At 65.8% G+C, this 23766-nt stretch carries 19 protein-coding genes; 11 read left to right on the forward strand and 8 right to left on the reverse strand.

The genetic code is table 11. From position 1 onward, the window contains the following. Positions 1-67 precede the first annotated feature (67 nt). Together ACZ6YI_RS00790 and ACZ6YI_RS00795 are read left to right on the forward strand one after the other, a co-directional pair. On the forward strand, positions 68-787 hold the full coding sequence (locus ACZ6YI_RS00790) for a response regulator transcription factor (RefSeq protein ID WP_465777021.1): 720 nt from the start codon (positions 68-70) through the stop codon (positions 785-787). 11 nt (positions 788-798) lie between these two features. After that, positions 799-2577, forward strand: coding sequence for an ATP-binding protein (locus ACZ6YI_RS00795; protein WP_465777022.1), 1779 nt, complete (start codon positions 799-801; stop codon positions 2575-2577). 52 nt (positions 2578-2629) lie between these two features. Here the strand turns inward: ACZ6YI_RS00795 and ACZ6YI_RS00800 are convergent, their stop codons facing one another. After that, entirely contained in the window at positions 2630-3532 is a 903-nt protein-coding gene (locus ACZ6YI_RS00800) for a LysR family transcriptional regulator (RefSeq protein ID WP_465777023.1), read from the reverse strand. Positions 3533-3634: 102 nt separating this feature from the next. On the opposite strand from ACZ6YI_RS00800, the gene ACZ6YI_RS00805 reads away from it, so the two are divergent. Further along, positions 3635-4345, forward strand: coding sequence for an SDR family oxidoreductase (locus ACZ6YI_RS00805; protein WP_465777024.1), 711 nt, complete (start codon positions 3635-3637; stop codon positions 4343-4345). Positions 4346-4348: 3 nt separating this feature from the next. Here the strand turns inward: ACZ6YI_RS00805 and ACZ6YI_RS00810 are convergent, their stop codons facing one another. Then, complete coding sequence (locus ACZ6YI_RS00810) at positions 4349-5143, reverse strand: thymidylate synthase (protein ID WP_465777025.1); 795 nt, start codon at positions 5141-5143, stop codon at positions 4349-4351. A 13-nt stretch (positions 5144-5156) separates the two neighbouring features. After that, positions 5157-5984 carry a prolipoprotein diacylglyceryl transferase gene (gene lgt, locus ACZ6YI_RS00815; RefSeq protein WP_465777026.1) on the reverse strand — a complete coding sequence of 276 codons (828 nt, stop codon included), beginning with the start codon at positions 5982-5984 and terminating at the stop codon, positions 5157-5159. Positions 5985-6136: 152 nt separating this feature from the next. Here lgt and ACZ6YI_RS00820 point away from each other — a divergent pair, with 152 nt between their 5' ends. From ACZ6YI_RS00820 to ACZ6YI_RS00830, 3 genes are all read left to right on the forward strand, one after another. Then, positions 6137-8119 carry an alpha/beta hydrolase family protein gene (locus tag ACZ6YI_RS00820; protein ID WP_465777027.1) on the forward strand — a complete coding sequence of 661 codons (1983 nt, stop codon included), beginning with the start codon at positions 6137-6139 and terminating at the stop codon, positions 8117-8119. 118 nt (positions 8120-8237) lie between these two features. Then, positions 8238-11168: a TonB-dependent receptor domain-containing protein gene (locus ACZ6YI_RS00825; protein WP_465777028.1), complete on the forward strand. Its 2931-nt coding sequence runs from the start codon at positions 8238-8240 to the stop codon at positions 11166-11168. Positions 11169-11427: 259 nt separating this feature from the next. Further along, positions 11428-14448, forward strand: a complete 3021-nt coding sequence (locus ACZ6YI_RS00830) for a TonB-dependent receptor (protein ID WP_465777029.1) — start codon at positions 11428-11430, stop codon at positions 14446-14448. A gap of 156 nt (positions 14449-14604) precedes the next feature. Here the strand turns inward: ACZ6YI_RS00830 and ACZ6YI_RS00835 are convergent, their stop codons facing one another. The 4 genes from ACZ6YI_RS00835 to ACZ6YI_RS00850 all read right to left on the reverse strand — a co-directional run bounded on the left by ACZ6YI_RS00835 (position 14605) and on the right by ACZ6YI_RS00850 (position 17117). Beyond that, positions 14605-15099, reverse strand: a complete 495-nt coding sequence (locus ACZ6YI_RS00835; protein WP_440326983.1) for a TPM domain-containing protein — start codon at positions 15097-15099, stop codon at positions 14605-14607. A 5-nt stretch (positions 15100-15104) separates the two neighbouring features. Continuing rightward, entirely contained in the window at positions 15105-15995 is an 891-nt protein-coding gene (locus ACZ6YI_RS00840) for a TPM domain-containing protein (RefSeq protein WP_465777030.1), read from the reverse strand. Then, entirely contained in the window at positions 15995-16624 is a 630-nt protein-coding gene (locus ACZ6YI_RS00845; protein WP_440326979.1) for a LemA family protein, read from the reverse strand. Before ACZ6YI_RS00845 ends, ACZ6YI_RS00840 begins: the two co-directional genes overlap by 1 nt. A 121-nt stretch (positions 16625-16745) precedes the next feature. Next, positions 16746-17117: a diacylglycerol kinase gene (locus ACZ6YI_RS00850; RefSeq protein WP_465777031.1), complete on the reverse strand. Its 372-nt coding sequence runs from the start codon at positions 17115-17117 to the stop codon at positions 16746-16748. A gap of 297 nt (positions 17118-17414) precedes the next feature. Between ACZ6YI_RS00850 and ACZ6YI_RS00855 the strand changes: the two genes are divergently transcribed. The 5 genes from ACZ6YI_RS00855 (at position 17415) to ACZ6YI_RS00875 (ending at position 22637) form a co-directional block, all read left to right on the forward strand. Then, positions 17415-18950 (forward strand): peptide MFS transporter, encoded by a 1536-nt coding sequence (locus ACZ6YI_RS00855; protein ID WP_440329334.1) that lies wholly within the window; start codon positions 17415-17417, stop codon positions 18948-18950. Between the two features lie 48 nt (positions 18951-18998). After that, complete coding sequence (locus ACZ6YI_RS00860) at positions 18999-20279, forward strand: ATP-binding protein (RefSeq protein WP_465777032.1); 1281 nt, start codon at positions 18999-19001, stop codon at positions 20277-20279. Next, a complete protein-coding gene (locus ACZ6YI_RS00865; RefSeq protein WP_440329328.1) occupies positions 20276-20857 on the forward strand; it encodes a response regulator transcription factor in 582 nt (193 codons plus the stop codon). Before ACZ6YI_RS00860 ends, ACZ6YI_RS00865 begins: the two co-directional genes overlap by 4 nt. A 134-nt stretch (positions 20858-20991) precedes the next feature. Beyond that, a complete protein-coding gene (locus ACZ6YI_RS00870) occupies positions 20992-22146 on the forward strand; it encodes a sialidase family protein (RefSeq protein ID WP_465777364.1) in 1155 nt (384 codons plus the stop codon). Continuing rightward, positions 22143-22637: a TlpA family protein disulfide reductase gene (locus ACZ6YI_RS00875; protein ID WP_465777033.1), complete on the forward strand. Its 495-nt coding sequence runs from the start codon at positions 22143-22145 to the stop codon at positions 22635-22637. Before ACZ6YI_RS00870 ends, ACZ6YI_RS00875 begins: the two co-directional genes overlap by 4 nt. Positions 22638-22764: 127 nt before the next feature. On the opposite strand, the gene ACZ6YI_RS00880 is transcribed toward ACZ6YI_RS00875, so the two are convergent. Next, positions 22765-23766 (reverse strand): sensor histidine kinase, encoded by a 1002-nt coding sequence (locus tag ACZ6YI_RS00880; protein WP_440329325.1) that lies wholly within the window; start codon positions 23764-23766, stop codon positions 22765-22767.

Raw genomic sequence — 23766 nt, forward strand, 5'->3', positions numbered from 1 at the left:
ATTAGGCTCCATGAGGGAGTTGTAGCCCGGGGGTTCCACGACGTCGTTGTTAAGGGACCGGTCACGTATGAGCCGCTTAGGGGCATCAAACGGCAGTCTGGCCATCGCGCTCCTGGAGGACGACCTGGTCCTCAGGGACCGGATCCTCGTGCCGCAGCTGGCGGACTACGGGCTGCCTGTCGAGCCCCTGACCACCGCCGCCGAGCTCTACCAACGGCTTGGCGAGGCCGAGTTCGATATCGTCGTCCTGGACGTCGGCCTGCCCGACGAAGATGGCTTCGCCGTCACCCAGCGGCTCCGCACGCTACGGCCCGGGATTGGCGTCGTGATGCTCACGGGCCGCAACGACACGACGAACCGCGTACGGGGTCTCAGCGAAGGCGCCGATGCCTACCTGACCAAGCCGGTCGAAATCGAGGTGCTGGTCGCCACGCTGCAAAGCCTCGCCCGCCGCATTCCCGCGGGCGCGGACGCACCGCCTCCCATGCTGAAGCCCGCCCACTGGTCGCTGGACCCGAAAGGCTGGCGGCTGGTCGAGCCGGGTGGCGCCGCCATCCTGTTGACGAAATCGGAGCGGAAGTTCGTGGCCTGCCTCCTCGAGCACCACGATGACGTCGTGGATCGCGAGACGCTGGCGCGTGCGTTGACGACCGAGGTGTACGACTTCGACCTGCATCGCCTCGACAACCTCTTGCACCGGCTCAGGCGGAAGGTCAGGCAGGCAACCGATGTCCCGCTTCCCGTGACCGCCGTACACGGTGAGGGCTACGTCTGGGTTTCGGGCTGAGGGATGAAGCGATGCATAACCGGATCTGGCACTGGCTGAGCCATACCCCCACGCCGAACGAGGTCGACCGGCGTAACGGGGCGTTCTTCCAGCTGTTCCTCGTGTGCTTCAGCGTCACCATCTTTACCCGCGAGCCGTCGCGGTACATCAACGCGGATGTGCAGCGGGAATTCCTGGCCAAAGCCTGGGGCCACATACTGCCCTGGCCCCGCGTCGGCATGTATATCGATTTCGCCAGTGACATCGCGATCGGTATCGCCTGCATCGCCGCATTCGCACTCGTGCGGAAGGGCAGCTTCCGTAAGGGCGTCCGGCTTTTCCTGGGATCGATGCTCGGGATCCTGACCGTAGGCTACCTCGTTTTCGGAAGCCTCACCGGCGTGGATTACGCCCATGCCCTGCTGATCGTCGCGGCCCTGTTGCTCGGCCGGAAAGCCTTGTGGGTCGTCTACGGTGTAACCATCGTTAACTTCACGCTGGGTATCTGCGCGGACTCGTTCGCCCACTTCTACCGAACGGGACATCACGGTTTCGATTATCCCCGCATCTTAAACACGGCGGCGAACCTGTTTGTCATCACCGCTCTGCTCGACCAGGCGGTCAAGACCATCCGCGATAGCCTCACCGAAGCGGAAAAACGCGGAGACCGTCTCGCGGCGGAGATCGTCGAACGTGAGAAGACCCAGCGGCAGGTCGTGCATCTCGAGAAGATGCGCGTCGTCGGCCAGCTTGCCGGCGGCACGGCGCATGACTTCAACAACATCCTTGGCGTGATCCTGGGCTTCGCGCGGGAGTGTCGACGCCCTGGCAGCCACGCACCCGCAACGGCGCGCGAACGCGCCCTCTGTGAGGCACTCCAAGGCGTGGAGGTGGCGGCGCGGCGAGGTGCGAACATAAGCCGCAAGCTCCTCGATTTCAGCCGCACGGAGGTCACCCAGGCGGAGGCGTTCGATGTGGTCCAGGCGCTTGGCGATGTCCAGCCCATGCTCCGCCAGCTCCTGCCCGAGAGCGTAAGCCTTTCGATACGAACCCCGCCAGACGAGACGATCGCGCACTTTGATCGCGGTCAGTTTGAGCTTGCCCTGTTGAACCTGGCGGCCAATTCCCGTGATGCGATGCCCGATGGCGGGAGGTGCGATATCACGCTGGCACCCGAGATGGACGGCTGGATAGCAGTTTCGATCGCCGATACAGGTGAAGGCATGTCGGAAGAAACGCGGCAGCGCGTGTTTGAACCCTTCTTCACGACCAAGCCAGTCGGCATCGGTACGGGCCTGGGACTGAGCGTCGTCCATGGCCTCGTTGAAAGGAACGGGGGCCGCATGTCGATCGAGAGCGCCCCTGGCAAGGGAACCTGTGTCACGCTGTGGCTGCGTCGTGCACTGCATGCCGATGCGACGGCGCAGCCCATCGGAGATGGCGACATCCGTGTCCTGCTGATCGATGACGACGACCTGCTCAGGGGCATCCTGGTGTCGTCGCTCGAAGACTACGGCTATCAGGTCAAGGCCGCGCATGACGGGCGTTCGGCACTCAGGTACGCCGATGAGACGCGCGATCCACCTCACGTCATCGTCTGCGATCACCATATGCCGGACATGGACGGCACGACCGTCATGCGCCACCTGCGTGATCGCTTTCCCGGCGTGCCGGCCATACTCATTTCCACGAACGCACCAGCCGATGCCGACGGCGCACCGTCCCATGCGCGGAACTACCGGCTTCCAAAGCCGTTTTCACCGGACCGGCTGGCGACACACATCTATGACATCGTCGGGCAGAAGAAGTAGCTACGACGTAGAAGTCGCACTACCTCAGCGGGCGCGCATATGCATCGACGCCTCACTCACCCCAGCGCCAGTCCTGCTCCAGCGCCTCGGCGCAGAACGCGACGAACGCACGCACCTTCGGCGCGAGATGTTGTGCGTTGGCGTATACGGCATGTAGCGGAGCTGCCGGGATCGCATGGCTGGGCAGCAAGCGCACCAGGCGCCCCGTGCCGAGGTCGTCGCCCACGTCCCAGATGGACTTCTGGACGATGCCGCCGCCGGCAAGCGCCAGCGCATGCGCCGCCTCACCGTCGTTGGTGACATAGGCCGGATTCACGCGAACGGTCGTTTCGCCATCGGCATGCTGGAACTGCCATTCACGCGTCGGGTGCTCGCCGAAGATGATGCAGTCGTGAGCCGCCAGGTCTGCCGGCTCCTGCGGCATGCCGCGTCGTGCCAGGTAGGCCGGCGCCGCGCAAAGGATCCGGTAGTTCGGCGCAAGGCGCCTGGCGATGTGCGAGGAGTCGGCCAGCGCGCCGAAGCGAATGGCGACGTCGATGCCGTCTTCCACGATGTCCACCAGCGCCTCGCTCAGGGTGAGCTGCACGCATACCTCGGGATGCAATGCGCGGAAGGCCACGGCCAGCGGTGCAATGCGCCGCCGGCCGAAGCCGCGCGGCGCGGCGACGCGCAGCACGCCGGTGACGGCATCGCGCGTGCGGGAGACTGCCGCCTCGGCCTCTTCAACCTCGGCCAGGATGCGCACGCACCGGGCATGGAACGCTTCGCCCTCCTGCGTCAGCGATTGCCGGCGGGTCGTGCGCTGCAAGAGGCGCACCCCCAGCCGCTCTTCCAGCGCAGCCAGCCGTTTGCTGACGACCGCCAGCGAAAGATCCAGGTCCCTGGCGGCGCCCGACAGGCTCCCCGTGGCCACGATCCGCGCAAAGATGGTCAGCTCGAGGAGGTTATCAAGCATTGTCGCTCGTCCGGAAAAAGTGATTCTGGGCCCGGAGGGTTCTCCGGCTGGGACCTCGGCAGCATAGTGCCTGCACATCGTCCTTCCTTGCAGAGACCCTCCATGAACACCTTCACTGACCAGAACGTTCTTGTCGTCGGCGGCAGCTCAGGCATTGGCCTCGCGACCGCCCAGGCCTTCGCCCATGCCGGTGCCAGGGTGACCATCGCGTCACGCTCGGCGACCAGGCTCCAGGAGGCGGCCAACCATATCGGGCACGATGTGCGTACCGTTGCGCTCGATACGGCCGACAACGAGGCTGTCGAGTCGCTGCTATCGGGCCAGGAATGGGATCACGTGGTGGTCTCCGCCGCCCAGACGCCCGGCGGCCCGGTCCGCAAACTGGGCCTCGAGGACGCCTACTCGGCAATGGAGAGCAAGTTCTGGGGCGCCTACCGCGTGGCCCGTGCCGCCCGGATCCGCGACGGAGGGTCGCTGACACTCGTCACCGGCTTCCTTTCCGTGCGCCCCAGCGCCAACTCAGTCCTGCAAGGTGCGATCAATGCCGCCCTTGAGAGCCTCGTACGCGGGCTGGCGCTCGAGATGTCGCCGGTGCGGGTCAACGCGGTATCCCCGGGCGTCGTCCGCACGCCGCTGTGGGGTGGCATGGATGACGCCACGCGAGCTGCGTTCTTTGCGACGGCTGCCGGCAAGCTCCCAAGCAAGCGCGTGGGTGAACCGCAAGACATCGCCAACGCGGTGCTCTATGCGGCGGGCACCGGTTTCACCACGGGCTCGACCATCACCGTCGATGGGGGCGGCTCGATCGCCTGACGCTCAGACGGCAACGGGCGCCTTGATCGCCGGATGCGGATCGTAATCAACGATCGACACATCCTCGAAGCGGAAGTCGAAGACGTTCTTCACTTCGGGGTTCAGCACCAGCTTCGGCAACGCACGCGGTTCACGCGCCAGCTGCTTCTGCGCCTGCTCGATATGGTTCGAGTAAAGGTGCGCATCGCCCAGCGTGTGCACGAAGTCGCCCACTTCCAGCCCGGTGACCTGGGCGATCATGTGGGTGAGCAGTGCATAGCTGGCGATGTTGAACGGGATGCCGAGGAAGATATCGCCCGAGCGCTGGTACAGCTGGCAGCTGAGCTTGCCGTTCGCGACGTAGAACTGGAACATCGTGTGGCACGGCATCAGCGCCATCTTCGGCAGCTCGCCGACGTTCCACGCGGAAACGATGAGCCGGCGCGAATCCGGGTTGCGCTTGATCTCTTCCACCACCCAGGCGATCTGGTCGACCACCTTGCCGTCGGCCGTGGGCCACGCGCGCCACTGGCGGCCATAGACCGGGCCGAGATCGCCATCCGCGTTGGCCCATTCATCCCAGATGCTGACCCCGTTCTCCTTCAGGTAGGCGATGTTGGTATCGCCCTGCAGGAACCAGATCAGCTCATGGATGATCGAGCGCAGGTGCAGCTTCTTCGTGGTGACGAGCGGAAAACCCTTCGCGAGGTCGTAGCGCATCTGCCAGCCGAACACGCTGCGCGTGCCGGTACCGGTGCGGTCGGCCTTGTCGGCGCCGTGGTCGAGGACGTGGCGGAGCAGTTCGAGATAGGGCTGCATGGGTTCGACGATATCAGGCGGCGGTAGCGGTAGGCGCTGCGACCGGCGCGTAGGGCGCGCGGCGCGACATCAGCAGCCACAGGATGCCCAGCGCGATGAGCGGCAGCGACAGGATCTGACCCATGGTCACCCAGCCGAAGGCGAGGTAGCCAAGCTGCGCATCCGGCACGCGCACGAACTCGATGGTGAAGCGGAACAGGCCGTACATCAGCGCAAACAGGCCGGAGACGGCGTAACGCGGGCGCGGCTTCATGGAGAAGACCCACAGCACCACGAACATCACCACGCCCTCGAGCGCGAACTCATACAGCGGGTTCGGGTGGCGCGGCAGCGCATCCGGCGCGTGCGGGAAGATCATGCCGATCGGCAGGTCGGTGGGCTTGCCCCACAGTTCACCGTTGATGAAATTGCCGAGGCGGCCGAGGCCCAGCCCCAGCGGCACCAGCGGTGCCACGAAATCCATGGTGTCGAAGAACTTGACGCCGTTGCGCCGCGACCACCACATGCCGGCCACCAGCACGCCAAGCAGGCCGCCGTGGAAGGACATGCCGCCATCCCATACGCGGAAGATGGCCAGCGGGTCGGTCCAGATCCAGTTGATCGCCGTGTAGAACAGCATGTAGCCCACGCGGCCGCCCACGACCACGCCCATCATGGCGTAGAACATGAGGTCGCTGAAGCGGTCGGAGTTCACCGGCAGGCGACCCTGGCGGCGGCGGTACTCGCCAAGCGCCCAGCCGCCGAGGAATCCACCCAGGTACATCAGGCCGTACCAGTGCACCTGCACCGGGCCGAGGGCGACGGCGACGGGATCGAATTTGACGACGAACGGATCGGCCATGGAAGGGCACGCTAGAGGGGCGATCCCCAAGTGTACCGCCCCGGCATGCGGCATGCCGCCTTGTGAAGACGGGGCCGTTGGGCTATAGAGCGAGCCGGAACGCCGTCCGGGGGGACGGCGGGTATGGATGCTTCACCAGGGGAGACACCGAGATGACCCACCGCCTTGCCCGGCCGCTGCTGGCCGCGCTGTGCCTTGCCGCATGCGCCCACGGCGCCATGGCAGCCGACCTGATCCCGGCCGCCGACTTTGCCCGGCACCCGCCGATCACCGACCCGCACCTGTCGCCCGATGGCCTGCACGTGTCGGTTTCGTACCACGATCCCGATGGCAAGACCCACGGCGTCGCCATCTTCGACATCAACGACATGAGCAAGCCCATCTCGCTCATCCGGATGCCCCCTTACGAACTGCCGGCGGAGGTCCTCTGGACCAGCAACACCCGGCTCGTGGTCGCCCGCGGCAAGGTCGATGGCTCGATCGGCAACACGTCGCGCACCGGCGAGATCATGGCGATCGATATCGATGGCAAGAACCCGGATTACCTCTACGGCTACGAAAGTGTCGGCAAGCGCGCCGGCACGCGTGCGCTCGACCGCGGCTTCGGCGAGATCGAGGGGCGCCCGCAGCAGGCCAACGGCCACTTCTACATGCGCACCACTTCGTGGACCGATAGCAATCGCAGCACCCTGTACGACGTGGATGCGAAAACCAGCGCTCGCCGGCAGATGACCGACATCGGCATCGGCCAGATGGGCTTCACCCTCGACCCGCAGGGCGTGCCGCTGTTCACGTATGGCGTGGACCTGGAGCACCACTGGGTCCTGTTCCGGCGCGATGCCAATGGCAACTGGGCCAAGATGCCCGTCGGCCGTGAACACTCCCGGATCACCCCCCTCGCGCAAGTCGCCGGCGGCACGCGGATCTACGCCCAGTACAGCCCGGATGGCGTCGGTGGCGCGCTGGTCGAACAGGACCCGGATGGCGGCAACCCGCGCGTGATCCGCACGGATCCGTTCAGCGAAGTCACGTCGAACGGCCTGTGGACCGCGGCGCCGTTCCGCCCGTTCGCCACCCGCTCGGAGATCGGCCTGCCCACGGTGAGCTACGTGGACGCGCAGGATCCCACCGCCAAGCTGCACATGGCGATCTCGCAGAAATTCCCCGGCTACGCCGTCAACTTCGTCTCGTACAGCGAAGACGGGACGGAGCTGATGTTCAGCATCTGGAGTGACCGCGATCCGGGCCGCGTCATGCTGATCAACACGAAGACGTACAAGGTCAGCTCGCTGTTCACGGTCGCACCGTGGCTCGACCCGACAAAGCTGTCGGAACGGCGCCCCATGCGTTTCAAGGCGCGCGATGGCCAGGAGATTGAAGCGATCCTGACCTTCCCCAAGGGCAAGCCCGAGACCAACCTGCCCATGGTGCTGCTGCCGCACGGCGGCCCGTTCGACGAGAAGGACACGTGGGGCTTCGACGCGGATGCGCAGTTCCTGGCGAACCGGGGCTACCTGGTGCTGCAGGTGAACTTCCGCGGCTCGGCGGGCCGCGGCCAGGGCTTTGTCCAGGCCGGTTACGAGAAGTGGGGCACGCTGCTCCAGGATGACCTGATCGATAGCGTGAAATGGGCGACCGGCGAGCACTACGCCGATGCCTCGCGCGTGTGCGTGTTCGGCGCCAGCTTCGGCGGCTATTCGGCGCTGATGGCGCCGATCAGGGCGCCCGGCATGTTCAAGTGCGCGGTGGGCTATGCCGGTCTGTACGACCTGCCCATGATGTACGACAAGGGGGATATCTCCGAGTCGAAGGAAGCCACCAGCGAGCTGCGGCTGACGTTGGGCACCGACCCGGCCATGCTCAAGGCCAACTCCCCCGCCCGCATGGCCGACCAGCTGAACCTGCCGATCATGCTGGTCCACGGCGAGGACGACGAGCGCGCGCCGTTCGCCCAGTTCAAGACCATGAAGGCGGCCCTGGATGCCGCGCACAAGCCGTACGAGACGCTGACCAAGCCGGGCGAGAAGCACGGCTTCGTCAAACCGGAGAATGTGGAGGAGCTCTACAACAAGCTCGCCGCCTTCCTGGACCGTAACATCGGCGATGGCGCAGCGGCGAAAGCGGCGGCCCCCTGACCGGCCCGGGGGCAACCGCCGTGACCCCTGGCGGTTGCCCCTTGCGCCCGCAAGCGTTATGTTCGCGTGATCGCTGGGCCCGGGTGGTGCCTGGCGAGGATCGGGAGGTTGTCGGGGTATGGTCGTCAGTTGCTGGCAGAAGCGCCACGTCGCGGCGCGGCGGGCGGTGCTTGCCGTGGCGCTGCTCGGCTGCCTCGCGCCCGCTACCCTGCCCGCGCAGGAGGCACCTGCGGGCCAGGAAGCGGGTTCGCCGGCGGAAATGCTCGCCCCGGTCAATGTCACCGTCACCGGCTCGCGCATTCGCGGGATCGACGTCGAGACAGCCCAACCCGTCTTCACCATGGACCGTGCGGCCATCCGGGCCACCGGCCTGACGAGCCTGGGCGACATCGTGGCGCGCATGCCTTCGGCCGCGACGCCCGAGGTCACCCCGCAGGACACGCTCTCCTCCAGCAACGATGCCGGTGGCCGTTACGCCAACCTGCGCAACCTGGGCGCCGTGCGCACCCTGGTGCTGGTCAACGGCCGCCGCTGGACCACCAGCCTGGGTGGCCTGACCGACCTCTCGACCATCCCGGTTTCCATCATCGAGCGCATCGAGGTGCTGAAGGACGGTGCCTCGTCCATCTATGGCTCCGACGCCATCGGTGGCGTGGTCAACATCATCACCACCGACCGCTTCGAAGGCGCCCTGGCCGATGTCCAGTACGGCGTGAACGGCAAGGGCGACGGCGCGCAGAAAAACGGCAACTTCACCTGGGGCCGCAGCACCGAGCGCTCGTCGCTGATCCTCGGCGCCAGCTATGAAGATGGCGACACGATCGATGACAGCAAGCGCACCCTGACCAGCACGGCCTATGGGCCGCGCCACCCGCTCGATGGCTACAACATGGGGCCCTACGGTGGCATCACCGATCCGCGCGCGGCAGGTACCGCCGGCGCCGGCGCTTACGCGGCCGATGGCAGCTGGGTGCCCAACCAGTACGTGATCAACCATGGCGCCACCGCTAGCGGCGACCTGGCGAATTACCACGCGTACGACGTGAACAGCACCGCGGACAAGTACAACACCCAGCGCGACATGACGTTCCGCTCGGGCAGCAAGCTGCGCAACCTGTTTGCCACGGGCCGCTACAACCTGACCGACGACATCACCCTGCGCGGCATGGCGAACTACGGCGTGCGCGATACGCGCACGCAGGCCTCCGGCTACCCCCTTCAAAGTCCCACGGGTCGCGCGGAAGGCCTGTTCATCGACCCGGCCAACGCCTACAACCCGTTCCCCGGTTACGACACCTCGTTCTTCCGCCGCACGGTGGAACTGCCGCGCATGATCTGGGCGAAGTCGAAGGTGTTCCATGCCGACGCCGGCGTCGAGGGCACCTTCAGCCTGGGCGAGCACAACTGGAACTGGGACGTTACGTACGCCTACTCCGAAGACCGGGCGAGCCGGACCACCAGCGGCAATATCAACCTGGTGAATGCGCGCAAGGCGCTGGGCGCGACCACGACGATCGATGGCCAGGTCGCCTGCGCCGATGCCGCCGATCGCGCGGCGGGCTGCGTGCCGTGGAACATCCTGGCTGGACCTGGCGCCACGCCGGATGCGGTGTGGCGCTACGTGGCATCCACCACCACGGCGCACGAAACCACGCGCACCAATGATTTCATCGCCAACCTGACGGGCGGCCTCGTCGACCTGCCCGCGGGCACCCTGCGGGTCGCCGGCGGCCTCGAGCATCGCCAGGAAGATGGACGTTACGTGCCTGATCCGGCGGATTCCGCCGGCCTGACGACGCAGCTCGCCAGCGATCCGACGAACGGCGGTTACATCGTGAACGAGGCCTACCTCGAGTTCGACGTTCCGCTACTCGCCGACCTGCCCATGGCGCAGGAGCTGGCGATCAACGCATCGTCGCGCTATTCGCACTACACCGCGTTCGGTGGCCGCACGAACAACAAGTACAGCTTCCGCTGGAAGCCGTTCGATGACCTGTTGCTTCGTGGCACGTATGCGCAGGGTTTCCGCGCGCCGACAGTGTCCGACCTGTACGCAGGCTCGACCGAGAGCTTTGAAAGCTTCCTCGACCCGTGCGACAGCGCGTTTGGCGCCTCCGCGACCGATGCCGCGGTGCGCTCGCGGTGCGCCGCCGCAGGTGTGCCGGCCAATTACCGCCAGGTCGACCAGTCAGGCGCCCAGGTCACGTCGAATACCGGTGGGCAGAACCCCACGGCATTCCGCGCCGGCGCCAACCCGCGCCTGAAGCCGGAATCCTCGATCACGCGCACCGCCGGCCTCGTCTACAGCCCCGTTTACCTCGACGGGCTCGACATGACGCTGGATTACTACAAGGTCGACATCCACGACGTGATCACGCCGATCCTCGCGGGTGACATCCTCAATTTCTGCTACGTACGCAACGACCCGACGTACTGCGGCCGGTTCACCCGCGCGCCCAACGGCACGATCACCGCGCTCGACGAAACCCTCGTCAACCTGGGCTCGCTCCGTACGGAAGGCTACGATCTCGGCCTGCATTATCGTTTCCCGCAGACGCGCTACGGCGAGTTCACCCTGCTCTCCGATAGCACCTATCTGAAGGACTACACCCAGCGCAGCAGCGCGAGCGCCGAGCCGCGCCAGCTGGCTGGCTACATGAATGGCGTGCAGGGCCTGTACCGCGTGCGCTCCAACCTTTCGCTCGACTGGACCTGGCGCCGCTTCGGCGCCACATGGACCACCCGCTACTACTCCGGGTTGAAGGATTCCTGCTGGTCGTCGACGGTCGAATGCAACCAGCCCGACACGTTGAACGTGATCAGCGGCGTCAGCGGCGTGAGCCGCAAGGGTGGCGTCGCATTCAACGACTTCCAGTTCCGCTGGATGGCGCCGTGGAACGGCAGCGTTCGCGTGGGTATCAACAACGTGTTCGGGCGCAAGGGGCCGTTGTACTACAACGTCTCGAGCGCGGGTGGCGGCAGTCCGCCGTATAACCCGGCGTTCGATATCGATCGTTACTTCTATATCGGGTACCAGCAGCGGTTCTGAGAACCACTCGCATTCCCGGCGCGGGCGTAACTGCTTGCGTACGCAGCATTATCACGTGATAAACCCCGTAAATGCTTGCAGTCATATGACGACGGCGTTATGTTCGTGTTACGTCGCCATTCGCCCAGGGGTTGGCGCGACGTCGGTGTCCCCACGCCGTTTACCTCACACACCCACAATCGAGTGCCGTCCCCGCGGCGCTACTACAAGCTGTTCAGTGCCTTGCTGAAATACGCAGGGCCAGGGAGTTTTTGACCTCATGACAAGCACCACCCTGCTCACGCGTTCGCGCGTGCTGAAGCGCACTGCGCTCGTTTCCGCGCTGGGCGCCTGCCTTCTGGCTGGCACCGCGTACGCCCAGAGCACCGTTGGCGACATCTACGGCACCGCCTCGGCTTCGCAGACCATCCAGATCCAGAACCTCGGCTCGGGCGCATCGCGCTCCGTCACCGCTGACCAGGATGGTCACTACCGCGCCTCGTCGCTGCCGATCGGCAGCTACCGCGTCAACGTCATCGAAAACGGCGCGACCGTTTCGACCCGTGACATCAACGTCGTCGCCGGCCAGTCGGCGCAGCTGAACTTCGCCTCCGCCACCGGCGGCAGCAGCAGCGCGCAGGCCCTCGATACCGTCACGGTCTCGGCCAACGCCCTCACCGCGATCGACGTCGCCTCGGTCGAGTCGCGCACCAGCTTCACCGCCGACAAGCTCGACAAGCTCCCGGTCCCGCGCAACGTCGTCGACGTCGCCGCACTGACCCCCGGCACCGTCAAGGGCGATTCGGCCTTCGGCAACCTGCCGTCGTTCGGCGGCGCCTCGGTCGCTGAAAACAGCTACTACGTCAACGGTTTCAACGTCACCAACCTGTACAACAACCTGTCGTTCTCGGAAGTGCCGTTCCAGGCCATCCAGCAGCTCGACGTGCAGACCGGTGGCTACGGCGCGCAGTACGGTTTCTCGACCGGCGGCGTGACCTCGGTGATCACCAAGCGTGGCACCAACGAATGGAAGGGTGGCGCATCCTGGGTGTACACCCCGGCATGGGGCCGCGAGCAGCAGCCGACCACCTACACGAAGGACGGTAACCTCTACCGCACCTACCAGAAGAACAGCGACAACGATAACGTCTACTCGGCCTGGCTGGGCGGCGCGCTGATCAAGGACAAGCTGTTCTTCTACGGCATCTTCCAGTCGCACAAGGAATCGACGACGACCTACCCGTCGACCGTTTCCACGACCCCGGCGTCGCGCAACGACTACGATGATCCGTTCTATCTCATCAAGATGGACTGGAACATCAACGATTCGAACATCCTCGAATGGACGGGGATGAACAACACGCAGCACACGACCAACCAGTACTACAACTCGGAGATCGATGCCGACGGCAAGCCGTCGACCACCGATTACCTGGGTCGCAAGCACCTCAAGACCGGCGGCGCGGTCAACATCTTCAAGTACACCAGCTACATCACTGACGACCTGACCGTGTCGGCGCAGTGGGGCAAGATGAAGTCCAAGAACTCCTCGGACTACGTCTCGGCTGACGGCACCACCACGAAGTACGATGGCAACATCAACGGCGCCAACTCGGGCTGCCCGTACGTCATCGACCGTCGCAGCAGCACCCTGAGCGGCGCCACCGCACCGGTCAACTCGTGCTACCTCGACAGCACCATCGACCGCTTCAACGGCGAAGACCAGCGCACGGCCTACCGTGTCGACCTCGACTGGAAGGTGGGCGACCACGACCTGTCGGGCGGTTTCTCGCGTGAGAAGTGGAGCTCGGACGCTGGCCAGGAATACGCGGGTGGCGCCCTGTGGTACTACCGCACCGACAAGACCGGCCAGGACTACGTGACGGCCTACAACTACCGCACCGGTGGTTCGGTCGCGATCGACCAGAAGTCGTGGTTCCTGCAGGATAACTGGCAGGTCACCGACAAGGTGCTCGCCTACATCGGCGTCCGCAACGACTCGTTCAACAACAAGAACGGCGCTGCCCAGAACTTCGTTCGCCAGGGCAACATCTGGCAGCCGCGCCTGGGCTTCTCGTGGGACGTGTTCGGCGATTCGTCGACCAAGGTCTTCGGTACCGCCGGCCGCTACTCGCTGCCGATCGCCGCGAACGTCGCCCTGCGCGCCGCCACGGCCTCGTACTACACGATGCAGAACTTCGCTTACTCGGCCATCGATCCGGTGACCGGTACGCCGACCCTGGGCGCTCCGCTGAGCGGCCAGAGCATCGTCAACGGCGAGAACGGTTCGACCCCGGATCCGCGTTCGGTCGCCACGAAGGACCTGAAGCCGTACTCGCAGGATGAGTTCATCCTGGGCATCCAGCACCGCATCACCAGCGACAACGACTTCCTGAACGACTGGGTGGTCGGCGCCAAGGCGACCTACCGCAAGCTCAACAACGCCATCGACGATACCTGCGACTGGCGTCCGTTCTACGCTTACGGCAAGTCGATCGGCCTGGACATGGACAAGAACGGCGACCAGTTCACGCCGCCGGCGACCATGCCGGGTTGCTTCATCTACAACCCGGGCAGCAAGGTGTCGGTTGACGTCGATCTCGACGGCAGCGGCCAGCTGCGCAACGTGACCCTGCCGGGCGTGGCGTTCGGCGAGAAGGCCAAGCGCACGTACGAAGCCGTCACCCTGTCGGCCGAGAAGGCCACCGACAACTGGTACGTCAATGCGTCGTACACCTGGTCGAAGAACCGTGGCAACACGGAAGGCCTGGTGAAGTCGGATAACGGCCAGAAGGATACGGGCACGACCAGCGCGTTCGATTACCCCGAACTGATGACCGGTGCGACCGGCTACCTGCCGAACGACCGTCGCCACAGCATCAAGGTGTACGGCGGCTACCGCATCACCCCGGAATGGCAGGTTGGCGTGAACGGCCTGCTCGAGTCGGGCCGTCCGTCCAGCTGCTTCGGCGGCGGCGACGAGACTGTCGGCGGTATCCCGGGCTACAACTCGGAGTTCTTCTACTGCGACGGCCAGATCAAGTCGCGCGGCACGGCCAAGCGCCTGCCGTGGCAGTGGTCGATCAGCCCGAACGTGGTCTACACCCCGGCTTACGCCAAGGGCCTGACCGTGCAGCTCGACGTGCTCAACCTCTTCAACAACGACACCAAGACCGCCGTTGATGAAGTGGGCGAGAACGGCGCGGATGCGACGTACTACGGCTCGACCTACCGCGTGCCGACCTACTACCAGACGCCGCGCTCGCTGCGCCTGCTGGTGCAGTACGACTTCAGCCTGTAAGAAGCCGTACCGCTGCACTTGTGTGAGAAAAAGGGCTGCCTTCGGGCAGCCCTTTTTTTGTGCGTGTTTCGCAGCCGGGAATCGCGCGCAAGCGCGCTCCCACAAGCGGTTACGCAGGTCTCGGGTGGGAGCGCGCTTGCGCGCGATGGCCGTGCGTCAGAGCAACAAAGGTTGGTCCGGCAACTCGTTAGTACGCGGCGTGCCGTCGGACGGAAAGTGGCGGCCGAGCAGCGCGCCCACTTCGTCGACGCCGGTCAGCACAGCCTCGCGGAAGTGCCCTTTCGCGAATTCATCGCGCATGTGCGCCGTGATGGCGTGCCATTCATCCGGAGCCACCTTCGCGGCGATCCCGCGGTCGGCGACGATCTCGATGCGGTGTTCGGCGAGCAGGACGTAGAGCAGCACGCCGCAGTTCTCTTCGGTGTCCCACACGCGCAGGTGTGAAAAGAGTGAGGCTGCCCGATCGCGGGCAGTCACACCTTCCAGGACGGCGGCCAGTGGCAGGCGTGATTCCACAGCGACGCGCAGTTCGCCGCGGTGCGTGCACTCGCCGAAGCCCACGCGCTTTGCGATGTCATCCAGCGCTTCCTTCGGGAACTGCCTGCCGATCTGGAACCAGGCGCCGAACAGGTTGGTTGCGATCCGCTGCATGCCCATCACCAGCTCCCCGACGAACCGCCGCCGCCAAAACTGCCGCCGCCGCCACTGAAGCCGCCACCACCGCCGCCGAAACCGCCGCCGCCGAAGCCGCCACCACCGCCAAAGCCACCCCAGCCGCCCCAGCCACCGCCGCCGATGGAACGGCCGGCACCCGCAGGGATGGCCATGAGCAGCGCGCCGCCGATCAGGCCGAGCGCGCCGAAGACCAGGGAGTTCAGGAGCAGCCAGCCAAGGCCACCGGCGATGATGCCGCCGATGGGCATGCGCACGCCCAGGGGTGCCCGGCCGAGTACGCCACGCAGGAACAGCACGCCGAACAGCAGCGGGATGAGGAAGTGCCCTCCCCCGTTGCCGCGACGCTCGTGGCTTTCATCCGGGTTGACCGGTGGCGGCAAGGTCTCGCCGTTGACGATCTGGGTGATCGCGTTGAGCGCCTCGGTGATGCCACCGTAGTAATCGTTGGCGCGCAGCTTCGGCGCCATGTACTCGCGGATGATCCGCGAAGCGATGGCGTCGGGGAGCGCACCCTCCAGGCCGTAGCCCACCTCGATGCGCACACGGCGATCGTTCTTCGCCAGCAGCAGGAGCACGCCGTCATCCGTGCCCTTGCGGCCCACCTTGTTGGCCTCGGCCACGTTGATCGAGTAGCTCTCGAGGTCGTCGGGCTGGGTGGTGGGCACCATCAGCACGACGACCTGAGCACCCTTGGCCTTTTCCAGGGCGACCAGCCGGGCGTCCAGCTGGTTGACCTGGTCGGCGGTGAGGGTGCCGGTCAGGTCGGTGACGTGGCGGGTGAGCTTCGGGACGGCCGCATCGTCGGCCAGTGCCGCCAGGGGCGGCACCAGCAACGCAAGGACGAGCAGCAGCCGTGCCGCGAACCGGCGCATCAGTGCGCGGCCGAAGCCGCCGGTGCCGGCGCCGGGGCGCTGTTGAAGTCGACGGTGGGCGCCGTGGAGATGGCCTTCTCGTTCTCGACGCTGAAGTTCGGCTTCACCTGGTAACCCATGACCTTGGCCGTGAGGTTGTTCGGGAACGAACGGATCAGCGTGTTGTACGACTGCACGGCATCGACGTAGCGCTTGCGGGCGACGGTAATGCGGTTCTCGGTGCCCTCGAGCTGGGCCTGGAGGTCACGGAACGAGCCATCCGCCTTGAGCTGCGGGTAGTTCTCGCTGACCACCAGCAGGCGCGACAGCGCGCCGGAGAGCTGGCCCTGGGCGGCCTGGAACTTGGCCAGGGCTTCCGGATCGTTCGCCTGTTCCGGCGAGAGCTGGACCTGGCCGACCTTGGCGCGGGCGGCGGTGACTTCCGTCAGCACGCGCTCTTCGTGCTGCGCATAACCCTTCACGGTATTGACCAGGTTCGGCACCAGGTCGGCGCGGCGCTGGTACTGGTTCAGCACCTCGGACCAGGCGGCCTTGACGGCCTCGTCCTCGCGCTGGATCGAGTTGTAGCCGCAGCCGGACAGGAACCCGACAAGGGCGACGAGGGCAAAGGCGCGGAGGAATGTCTTCATGGCAGCGGGTTCCTTGGGTGTGCGGGGCACACGGTAACCCAAGTCGGCGCCCGGCGGATTGTTCCATCGGGCCCAGGCCAGCCCCGAAGGGCGGGCACGCGCCCATCCCCCGCAGAGGGCTTCAGAAATACCGGGGAACGAGGATCAGGGCCCAGCTGACGACGACCATGACCATCATGAGGAACACGGCGGCGGAGCCCATGTCCTTGGCGCGGCCGGCGAGCTCGTGGAACTCGGGGCTCACCTTGTCGACCACCGCCTCGATGGCCGAATTGAGCAGCTCCATGGCCAGCACCAGCATCGGGAAGGTGATCAGGATGATCTTCTCGACCGCGCCCGCACCCAGCCAGAGACCCAGCGGGATGACCACGATGGCGTTGAAGACCTCCAGGCGGAACGAGGCTTCGTACTGGAAACAGGCTTTCAGGCCCTTCATGGACCAGCCAAAAGCCGTGTAGATCTGCCGCGGACCGCGGGGAACCGTAGATGCCATGGAGTTCAGGCCTGCCGCTGGGGCGCCTGGCGGGAAGCCCGCGAGGCCGGGTTGTAGGTGCACTGCGGCATGGATAGGCGCCGAAGGGTGTGGTGTGGCCCGATATGATGCCACAGGCGGCCTTTGGGCAGGCTTACCCCCTCCCCTTGTGGCGAATCGCCGCGCCCCTCTGGCGCTGCAACACAACCCGGCGGACCATTTGTATTACGCTTGAACGGTTGTGGCCCCGTTCAGGGTCATGGCAACGGGAACGGCCATTTTTGGCCGTTCGCTGTTTCCAATGTGTCCGGAAAATACATGGCAATTCAGAATCCACCCGTTTCACAGACCAAGTCGTTCAGCACGGTCTTCCTTATCGAAATGTGGGAGCGCTTCGGCTTCTACGGCATGCAGGTGCTCATGGTCACCTACATGGTCAAGAAGCTCGGCTTCGCCGAAGCCGACTCCAACCTGGTCTGGGGCGCCGCCGCTGCCCTGATCTACGCCACCCCCGCCATCGGCGGCTGGATCGGCGACAAATTCCTCGGTACGCGCCGCACCATGCTCACCGGCGCTGTCGTGCTGATGGTCGGTTACGCGTTGCTTTGGGTCCCCACCGACAACGCCATCTTCCTGTACGTCGCGCTGGGCGTGATCGTCCTCGGCAACGGCCTGTTCAAGCCGAACGCCGGCAACCTCGTGCGCAAGATCTACGAAGGTGATGCGGTAAAGATCGATAGCGCGTTCACCATTTACTACATGGCGGTGAACGTCGGCTCGACGATCTCGATGCTGCTCACCCCGTGGATCCGCGACTACGTAGGTGAGCACTACGGCGATGCGCTGGGCTGGCACACCGCTTTCGGCGTGTGCTCGATCGGCCTCATCCTCGGCCTGGTCAACTACTTCTTCATGCGCCACACCCTGGCGCATATCGGTTCGGTGCCGGACGAAACCCGTCCGCCGATCAAGAACGTCCTCGGCGTGGTTGTCGGCGGCCTCGCCATCATTGGTGTGTCGGCCGCCATCCTGCAGAACCAGACCATCGCCAAGATGTGCGTTTATGCGGCGGGCGTGTTGATCCTGTGCATCTTCGCCCACCTCATCCGCTCGGTTGAGCGGAGCGAACGGGCCGGCCTGATCGCCGCGCTGGTGCTCACCATCCAGACGATCTTCTTCTTCATCTTCTACCAGCAGATGTCGACCTCGCTGAACCTGTTCGCACAGCGCAACGTGGACCTCTCGTTCGGCATCTTCGGCTTTGAAATCTTCCGCTGGATCCCCGAGCAGTTCCAGTCGCTCAATGCGATCTGGATCGTGATCCTCTCGCCGATTCTTGTCTGGCTGTACAACACGCTGGGCAAGCACGGCAAGGATTTCCCGGTCGCCGCCAAGTTCGCGCTGGGTTTCGTCGCCGTGGCCGCCGGCTTCTTCATGTACGGCCTGGGCGCGCACACCGCCGTGAATGGCCTGATCTCCTCCTGGTACATGGTGTGGGGTTATGGCCTGTACTCGCTCGGCGAGATCCTGGTGAGCGGCCTGGGCCTGGCCATGATCGCCCGCTACGTGCCGGCGCGCATGGGCGGCTTCATGATGGGCGCTTACTACGTCGCGGTCGGCGTCTCCCAGTACCTGGGTAGCGTGGTCGCGAACTACGCCGCCATCCCCAGCGACATCAACGATCCGCTGCAGTCGCTGCCGATCTACACCAGCCTGTTCAACAAGCTCGGCTTCGTCGGCGTCGGCTGCACCGTGCTGGCCGTCCTGATGCTGCCGCTGATGCGCAAGCTCTCGCTCGACCACGCGCTGGCCGATGTCCCGCCGGTACCGCCGGTGCATAACGAAGACCTGTAACCCGACAAGGGCCGCCCTGACCGGGGCGGCCCTTCGTTCAAAGAGACCATGAGCGATCACCTGCACAGCCCCTCCTCCCGCTCCGGTCCGTTCGTCCTTGCACGTACCCTGGCCTGGCTGCGCCTGTGCGCCATCGCCGGCCAGAGCGTCGCGATCCTTTCCTGCGTCACGCTGCTCAAGCTCGACGTCCCCCTCCTCCCGCTGATGATCGGCGTCTGCGTGCTGGCGGTGTTCGCCGCCGCGGCATCGTTCCGGCTGGGCATGCCGTGGAAGATCAGCGAGGGCGAAGCGATCGTGCACATCGCTTTCGACACGCTGGTGCTCGGCTACCTGCTGTACTTCACCGGCGGCGCGGCGAATCCGTTCGTCAGCCTGCTGCTGGTACCCATCGCGCTTTCCGCAGCCGCACTTTCCATCGTCGGCGTCGCGCTGGTCTCGATCCTCACCGGCGTGGCCTACGTGTTGCTGGTGCCGTACCACCTGCCGCTGCCCACGCTGGGCAACAAAAGCCTCGACTTCGACCTCTATGTGGCTGGCCTGGGCGTCAACTTCGTCATCATGGCCATCCTGCTGGGCGTCTTCATCAGCAACCTGGCCAAGGCCATCCGCACGCAGCAGGGCGAGGTGCAGCGCGTGCGCGAACGCGCCCTGCGCGATGAGGGCATCCTTGCCATCGCGACGCAGGCGGCGGGCGCCGCGCACGAACTGAACACCCCGCTTTCGACCATGCGCACCCTGCTGCCGGAGATCCGCCGCGAGCACGCCGGCGATAACGCGCTGGGCGATGACCTCGACCTGCTGGAAGGCCAGGTGCAGCGCTGCCGCACGATCCTGCGCGAGATGGTGGCCTTCGGCCAGGCGCAGCTTTCGCAGGTGCCCGAGCGCCTTACCGTGGGGCAGTTCGTGCATGTCTGCATGGAACGCTTCCAGCTCCTGCGCCCCGAAGCCGATGTGGCGCTGAGCGTGGAGCCCGGCGCCGAACGCCTGGCGCTGCGCTCGCCACCCGGGCTGCGCCACGCGTTGATCAACCTGCTGAATAACGCCGTCGAGGCCTCGTCGCTCAACGGCAGTGCGTTCGTCGGCTTCGATATCCGCGTCGAAGGGCCGTGGCTGGTGCTCACCGTGACCGACGAAGGCCCCGGTTTTGACGAAGCGGATGAACTGGGGACGTTAGGCTTGTCCCAGAAGGCGACCGGGCTTGGCATTGGCCTCGCCCTCGCCGAAGCCACGGCGGAGCGCCTCGATGGCGAGCTGGCCGCGAGCAATACCGGGCATGGCGCGCAGATGCGCCTGCGCCTGCCCCTTTCGGTCATTGGAGACCACGCATGAACGAACTGATCCCGCCCGGCGGCCGCCCGCTGCTGATCGTCGATGACGACCCGACCTTCGCCCGCGTCCTTGGCCGCGCCCTGGGCTCGCGCGGCTTCGAAGTGATCACCACCGACAATGCCGACGACGCGCGCGCTCTCACCCGCCGCCACCAGCCGCGCTATTGCGTCCTGGACCTGAAGCTCGGCGATGAGAATGGCCTGCGCCTGATCCCTGAGCTGCAATCGCTGGTGCCCGATATCCGCGTGCTTCTGCTCACGGGCTACGCCTCGATCGCTACGGCCGTGGAAGCGATCAAGCGCGGCGCGCACGATTACCTGGCCAAGCCCGTCGATGCCGACGCCGTGGTGCGTGCGCTGCTCGATGGTGATGCGGGCCCCGCGGATGGCGATGATTTTGCAGACGCGCCGGACGCACCGCTGCCGCTGCGCCGGCTCGAGTGGGAGCATATCCAGCGCGTGCTGACCGAGTGCGAGGGCAATATTTCGGAGACCGCCCGCCGGCTTGGCATGCACCGCCGCACGCTGCAGCGCAAGCTGAGCAAGCACCCCGTGCGCGAGCGGCCGGACGAGAACTGATGAACGCCTGGTTGAGAGCCATCGCGCGCAAGCGCGCTCCCACAAAGGGTACGGCACGCTTTGTAGGGAGTATCGCGCGCAAGCGCGCTCCCACGGGGGATGTCGCGGGTCTTGTGGGAGCGCGCTTGCGCGCGATGCTCCTGCTCCTGGCGGTAACCATCCCGGCCGCCCATGCCCACGACATGGCAGGCATGGCCAACGAAGCCCCGCTCGGCTTCGATGCGGCCATGGATAACGCAGGCCACCTCTGGGTCGTCGACACGGTCGGCGAACATGTGCGCGTCCGCCGCTCGGACGACATGGGCCGCGACTTCGCGCTCTCGACCATCGTGAACCCCACCGGCGAGCGGATCTACGCCGAGGGCGAAAACCGCCCGAAGATCGCGCTTGGTCCGAAGGGCGAGCTCTACGTGACGTGGTCGCAACCACGCAAGGCGCCGTGGACCGGCTTCGTCCGCTTCTCGCGTTCGCTGGATGGCGGCGCGCACTTCGACGCGCCGAAGACGGTGCATACGGACACCGCCGAGATCACCCACCGTTTCGATTCGCTGGCGGTCGATGGCAAGGGCAACGTGATCGTGGCCTGGATCGACAAGCGCGACCTCGAGGCGGCGACCAGGGCGCACAAGCCTTACCTTGGCGCGGCCACGTATTACAGCTGGTCAACCGACCGCGGCACGACGTTCGCGCCCGAGCGGAAGATCACCGACCAGAGCTGCGAGTGCTGCCGCATCGCCCTCGCCCGTGCGCCAGATGGAAGCATCGATGCGTTCTTCCGCGCGATCTATGGCGACAACATCCGCGACCACGCGTACGCCACGCTTTCGATCGGCGGCAAGGTCGACGTGCAGCGCGCGACGTTCACCCAGTGGCATATCGAAGGTTGCCCGCACCATGGGCCCTCGCTAGCGATCGATGCGGCGGGGACCCGCCACGCCGTCTGGTTCAGCGCGGCCGATGGCAAGCCGCAGATCACCTATGGCCAGCTCCAGCCAGGCAAGGAGCCCGCGCATCAGGCCATCGTCGCGGGGAACGGGCCATCGCATGCCGACCTCGCCGTCGATGGCAGGCATGTATGGATCGCCTGGCACCAGATGACCGCGAACGGTCTCGAGTTGATGCTGCGCGAATCCGACGACGGTGGCGCGACGTTCGGTGAGCCACGCGCGATCGCGAACACCAACGGTGCGTCGGGCTGGCCGAAGCTGGTACTGCACGATCACCGCGCTTTTGTCGCCTGGAATCCTGGCGGGCAGTTCAGGATGGTGCCGACGGAGGCATTGCAGTGATCGCCTGGTTGCGCCGTCGCGGCGCATCGGCGGTGCTGTGTGCTCTTGCAGTGTTCTCGCTGGCAGCACCCGCGCGTGCGGCAGCGCCCACGCCCCTCGCGGCGGCCGAGGTGGGCGCGCTAGTGGCGGCACCGGCGAAAGGCAGCAAGGTGCTGGCGTTGTGGTCGCTCGACTGCGCCTACTGCGAAGAAAACCTGGCCGCGCTGCGCACCTATCAGCGCCAGCATGCGGACGTGGAACTGATCTACGTCGCTACCGATCCCATGGCCCAGCGCGATGCGCTGGCGCAGCGGCTGAAAGACGCGAAGCTCGATGACGTACCGGCGCGTGCCTATACGGACGCAACGCCCGACCGCCTCAACTTCATGATCGACCCGACCTGGGGCGGCGAGACGCCGCGCACCCTGGTGATCCGCGCGGATGGTTCGCGCGAGGCGTATAGCGGAGCGCTCACGCCAGAGCGCGTGACAAAGCTGCTCGGTCAACGATAAGCCAACTGCCACCGCCATCTTGTGGGAGTGAGCTTGCGAACGATGCCCTTGCGCGGGCCGATCGCTCGCAAGCTCACTCCCACAGGCGATGTGTCGCCCACAGGGTGGGCCCCTACGACGGCGAGCGTCAGGCTTCGATGGGCTGGGGGTTCGGGAAACGTACGCTGGCGACGCGTGACGCACCGGGCAGTGCACGCAGTTCCAGTGGCCACTGGAAGCGGTCCGAGAGGCGCCGCGCGATGGCGAGATCGAAACCATGCCGATCCACGGATGCATGGCGACGGCTTCCGGGCTCGGGTACATCCACGGCCGGGTTGATGACGCTCACGCTGCCCGGCATCACGGTGACGACGATCGTGCCCTGGTCGGTCTGCTGCAGGGCATGGCGGATGAGCTGGCCGCACAGCACGGCGAACACACGCGGCGACGCATGCAACGCGAACGCCGCCGGTTCGTCGAGGATCAGCTCGACCGGACGGCCGGCGATGAGCTCGCGGGCGTAGTCCACTTCCTGGCGCAGCACCTTGTTGACGATGAAGTCTTCCTCGGCGAGCCCCTGGTCGGACTCCCGCGACAGGATGAGGAAGGCTTCCACCAGCGATTCCAGCTCGCGCGTGGAACGGCGGATGCGCTCCAGCGAGCGATGGCCGAACTCCGACAGGTCCGTTTCGTCCGCCAGCATGTCCGACGACATCTTGATGACGGTGAGCGGACTGCGTAGCTCGTGGCTGGCATCGCGGGTGAAGTTCCGCTCGCGCTCGCCGAACCCCTCGATGCGGGACGCCAGTCCGTGCAATCCACGGACCAGTGACGAAATATCGTTGTCACCACCCCTGCCGCGCCCCTCTTCGGCAGCCAGGCCTTCCATGTCAGGGTGGTCGGGATCCCAGCCGTTCAACAGACGGGCCAGGGCCGCGATCGGCAGCCAGGCGCGCGAGACCGCCAGCCAGGACAGCGCGCCCGAGCACAACATGATCGCCAGCGCCGCGCCCAGGGGCGCGACGTCGTAGGCGGTCATCAACGAAGCGATGACCACCACGAGCGTCTGCAAGGAGAAGACGATGGCGATGCGGGCGCGGAACGATCCGCGCCAGCCCCGCCCAGTCCCCTGCGATGTCCTGCCTTCCAT

The sequence above is a fragment of the Luteibacter sp. NPDC104163 genome (assembly GCF_055584245.1).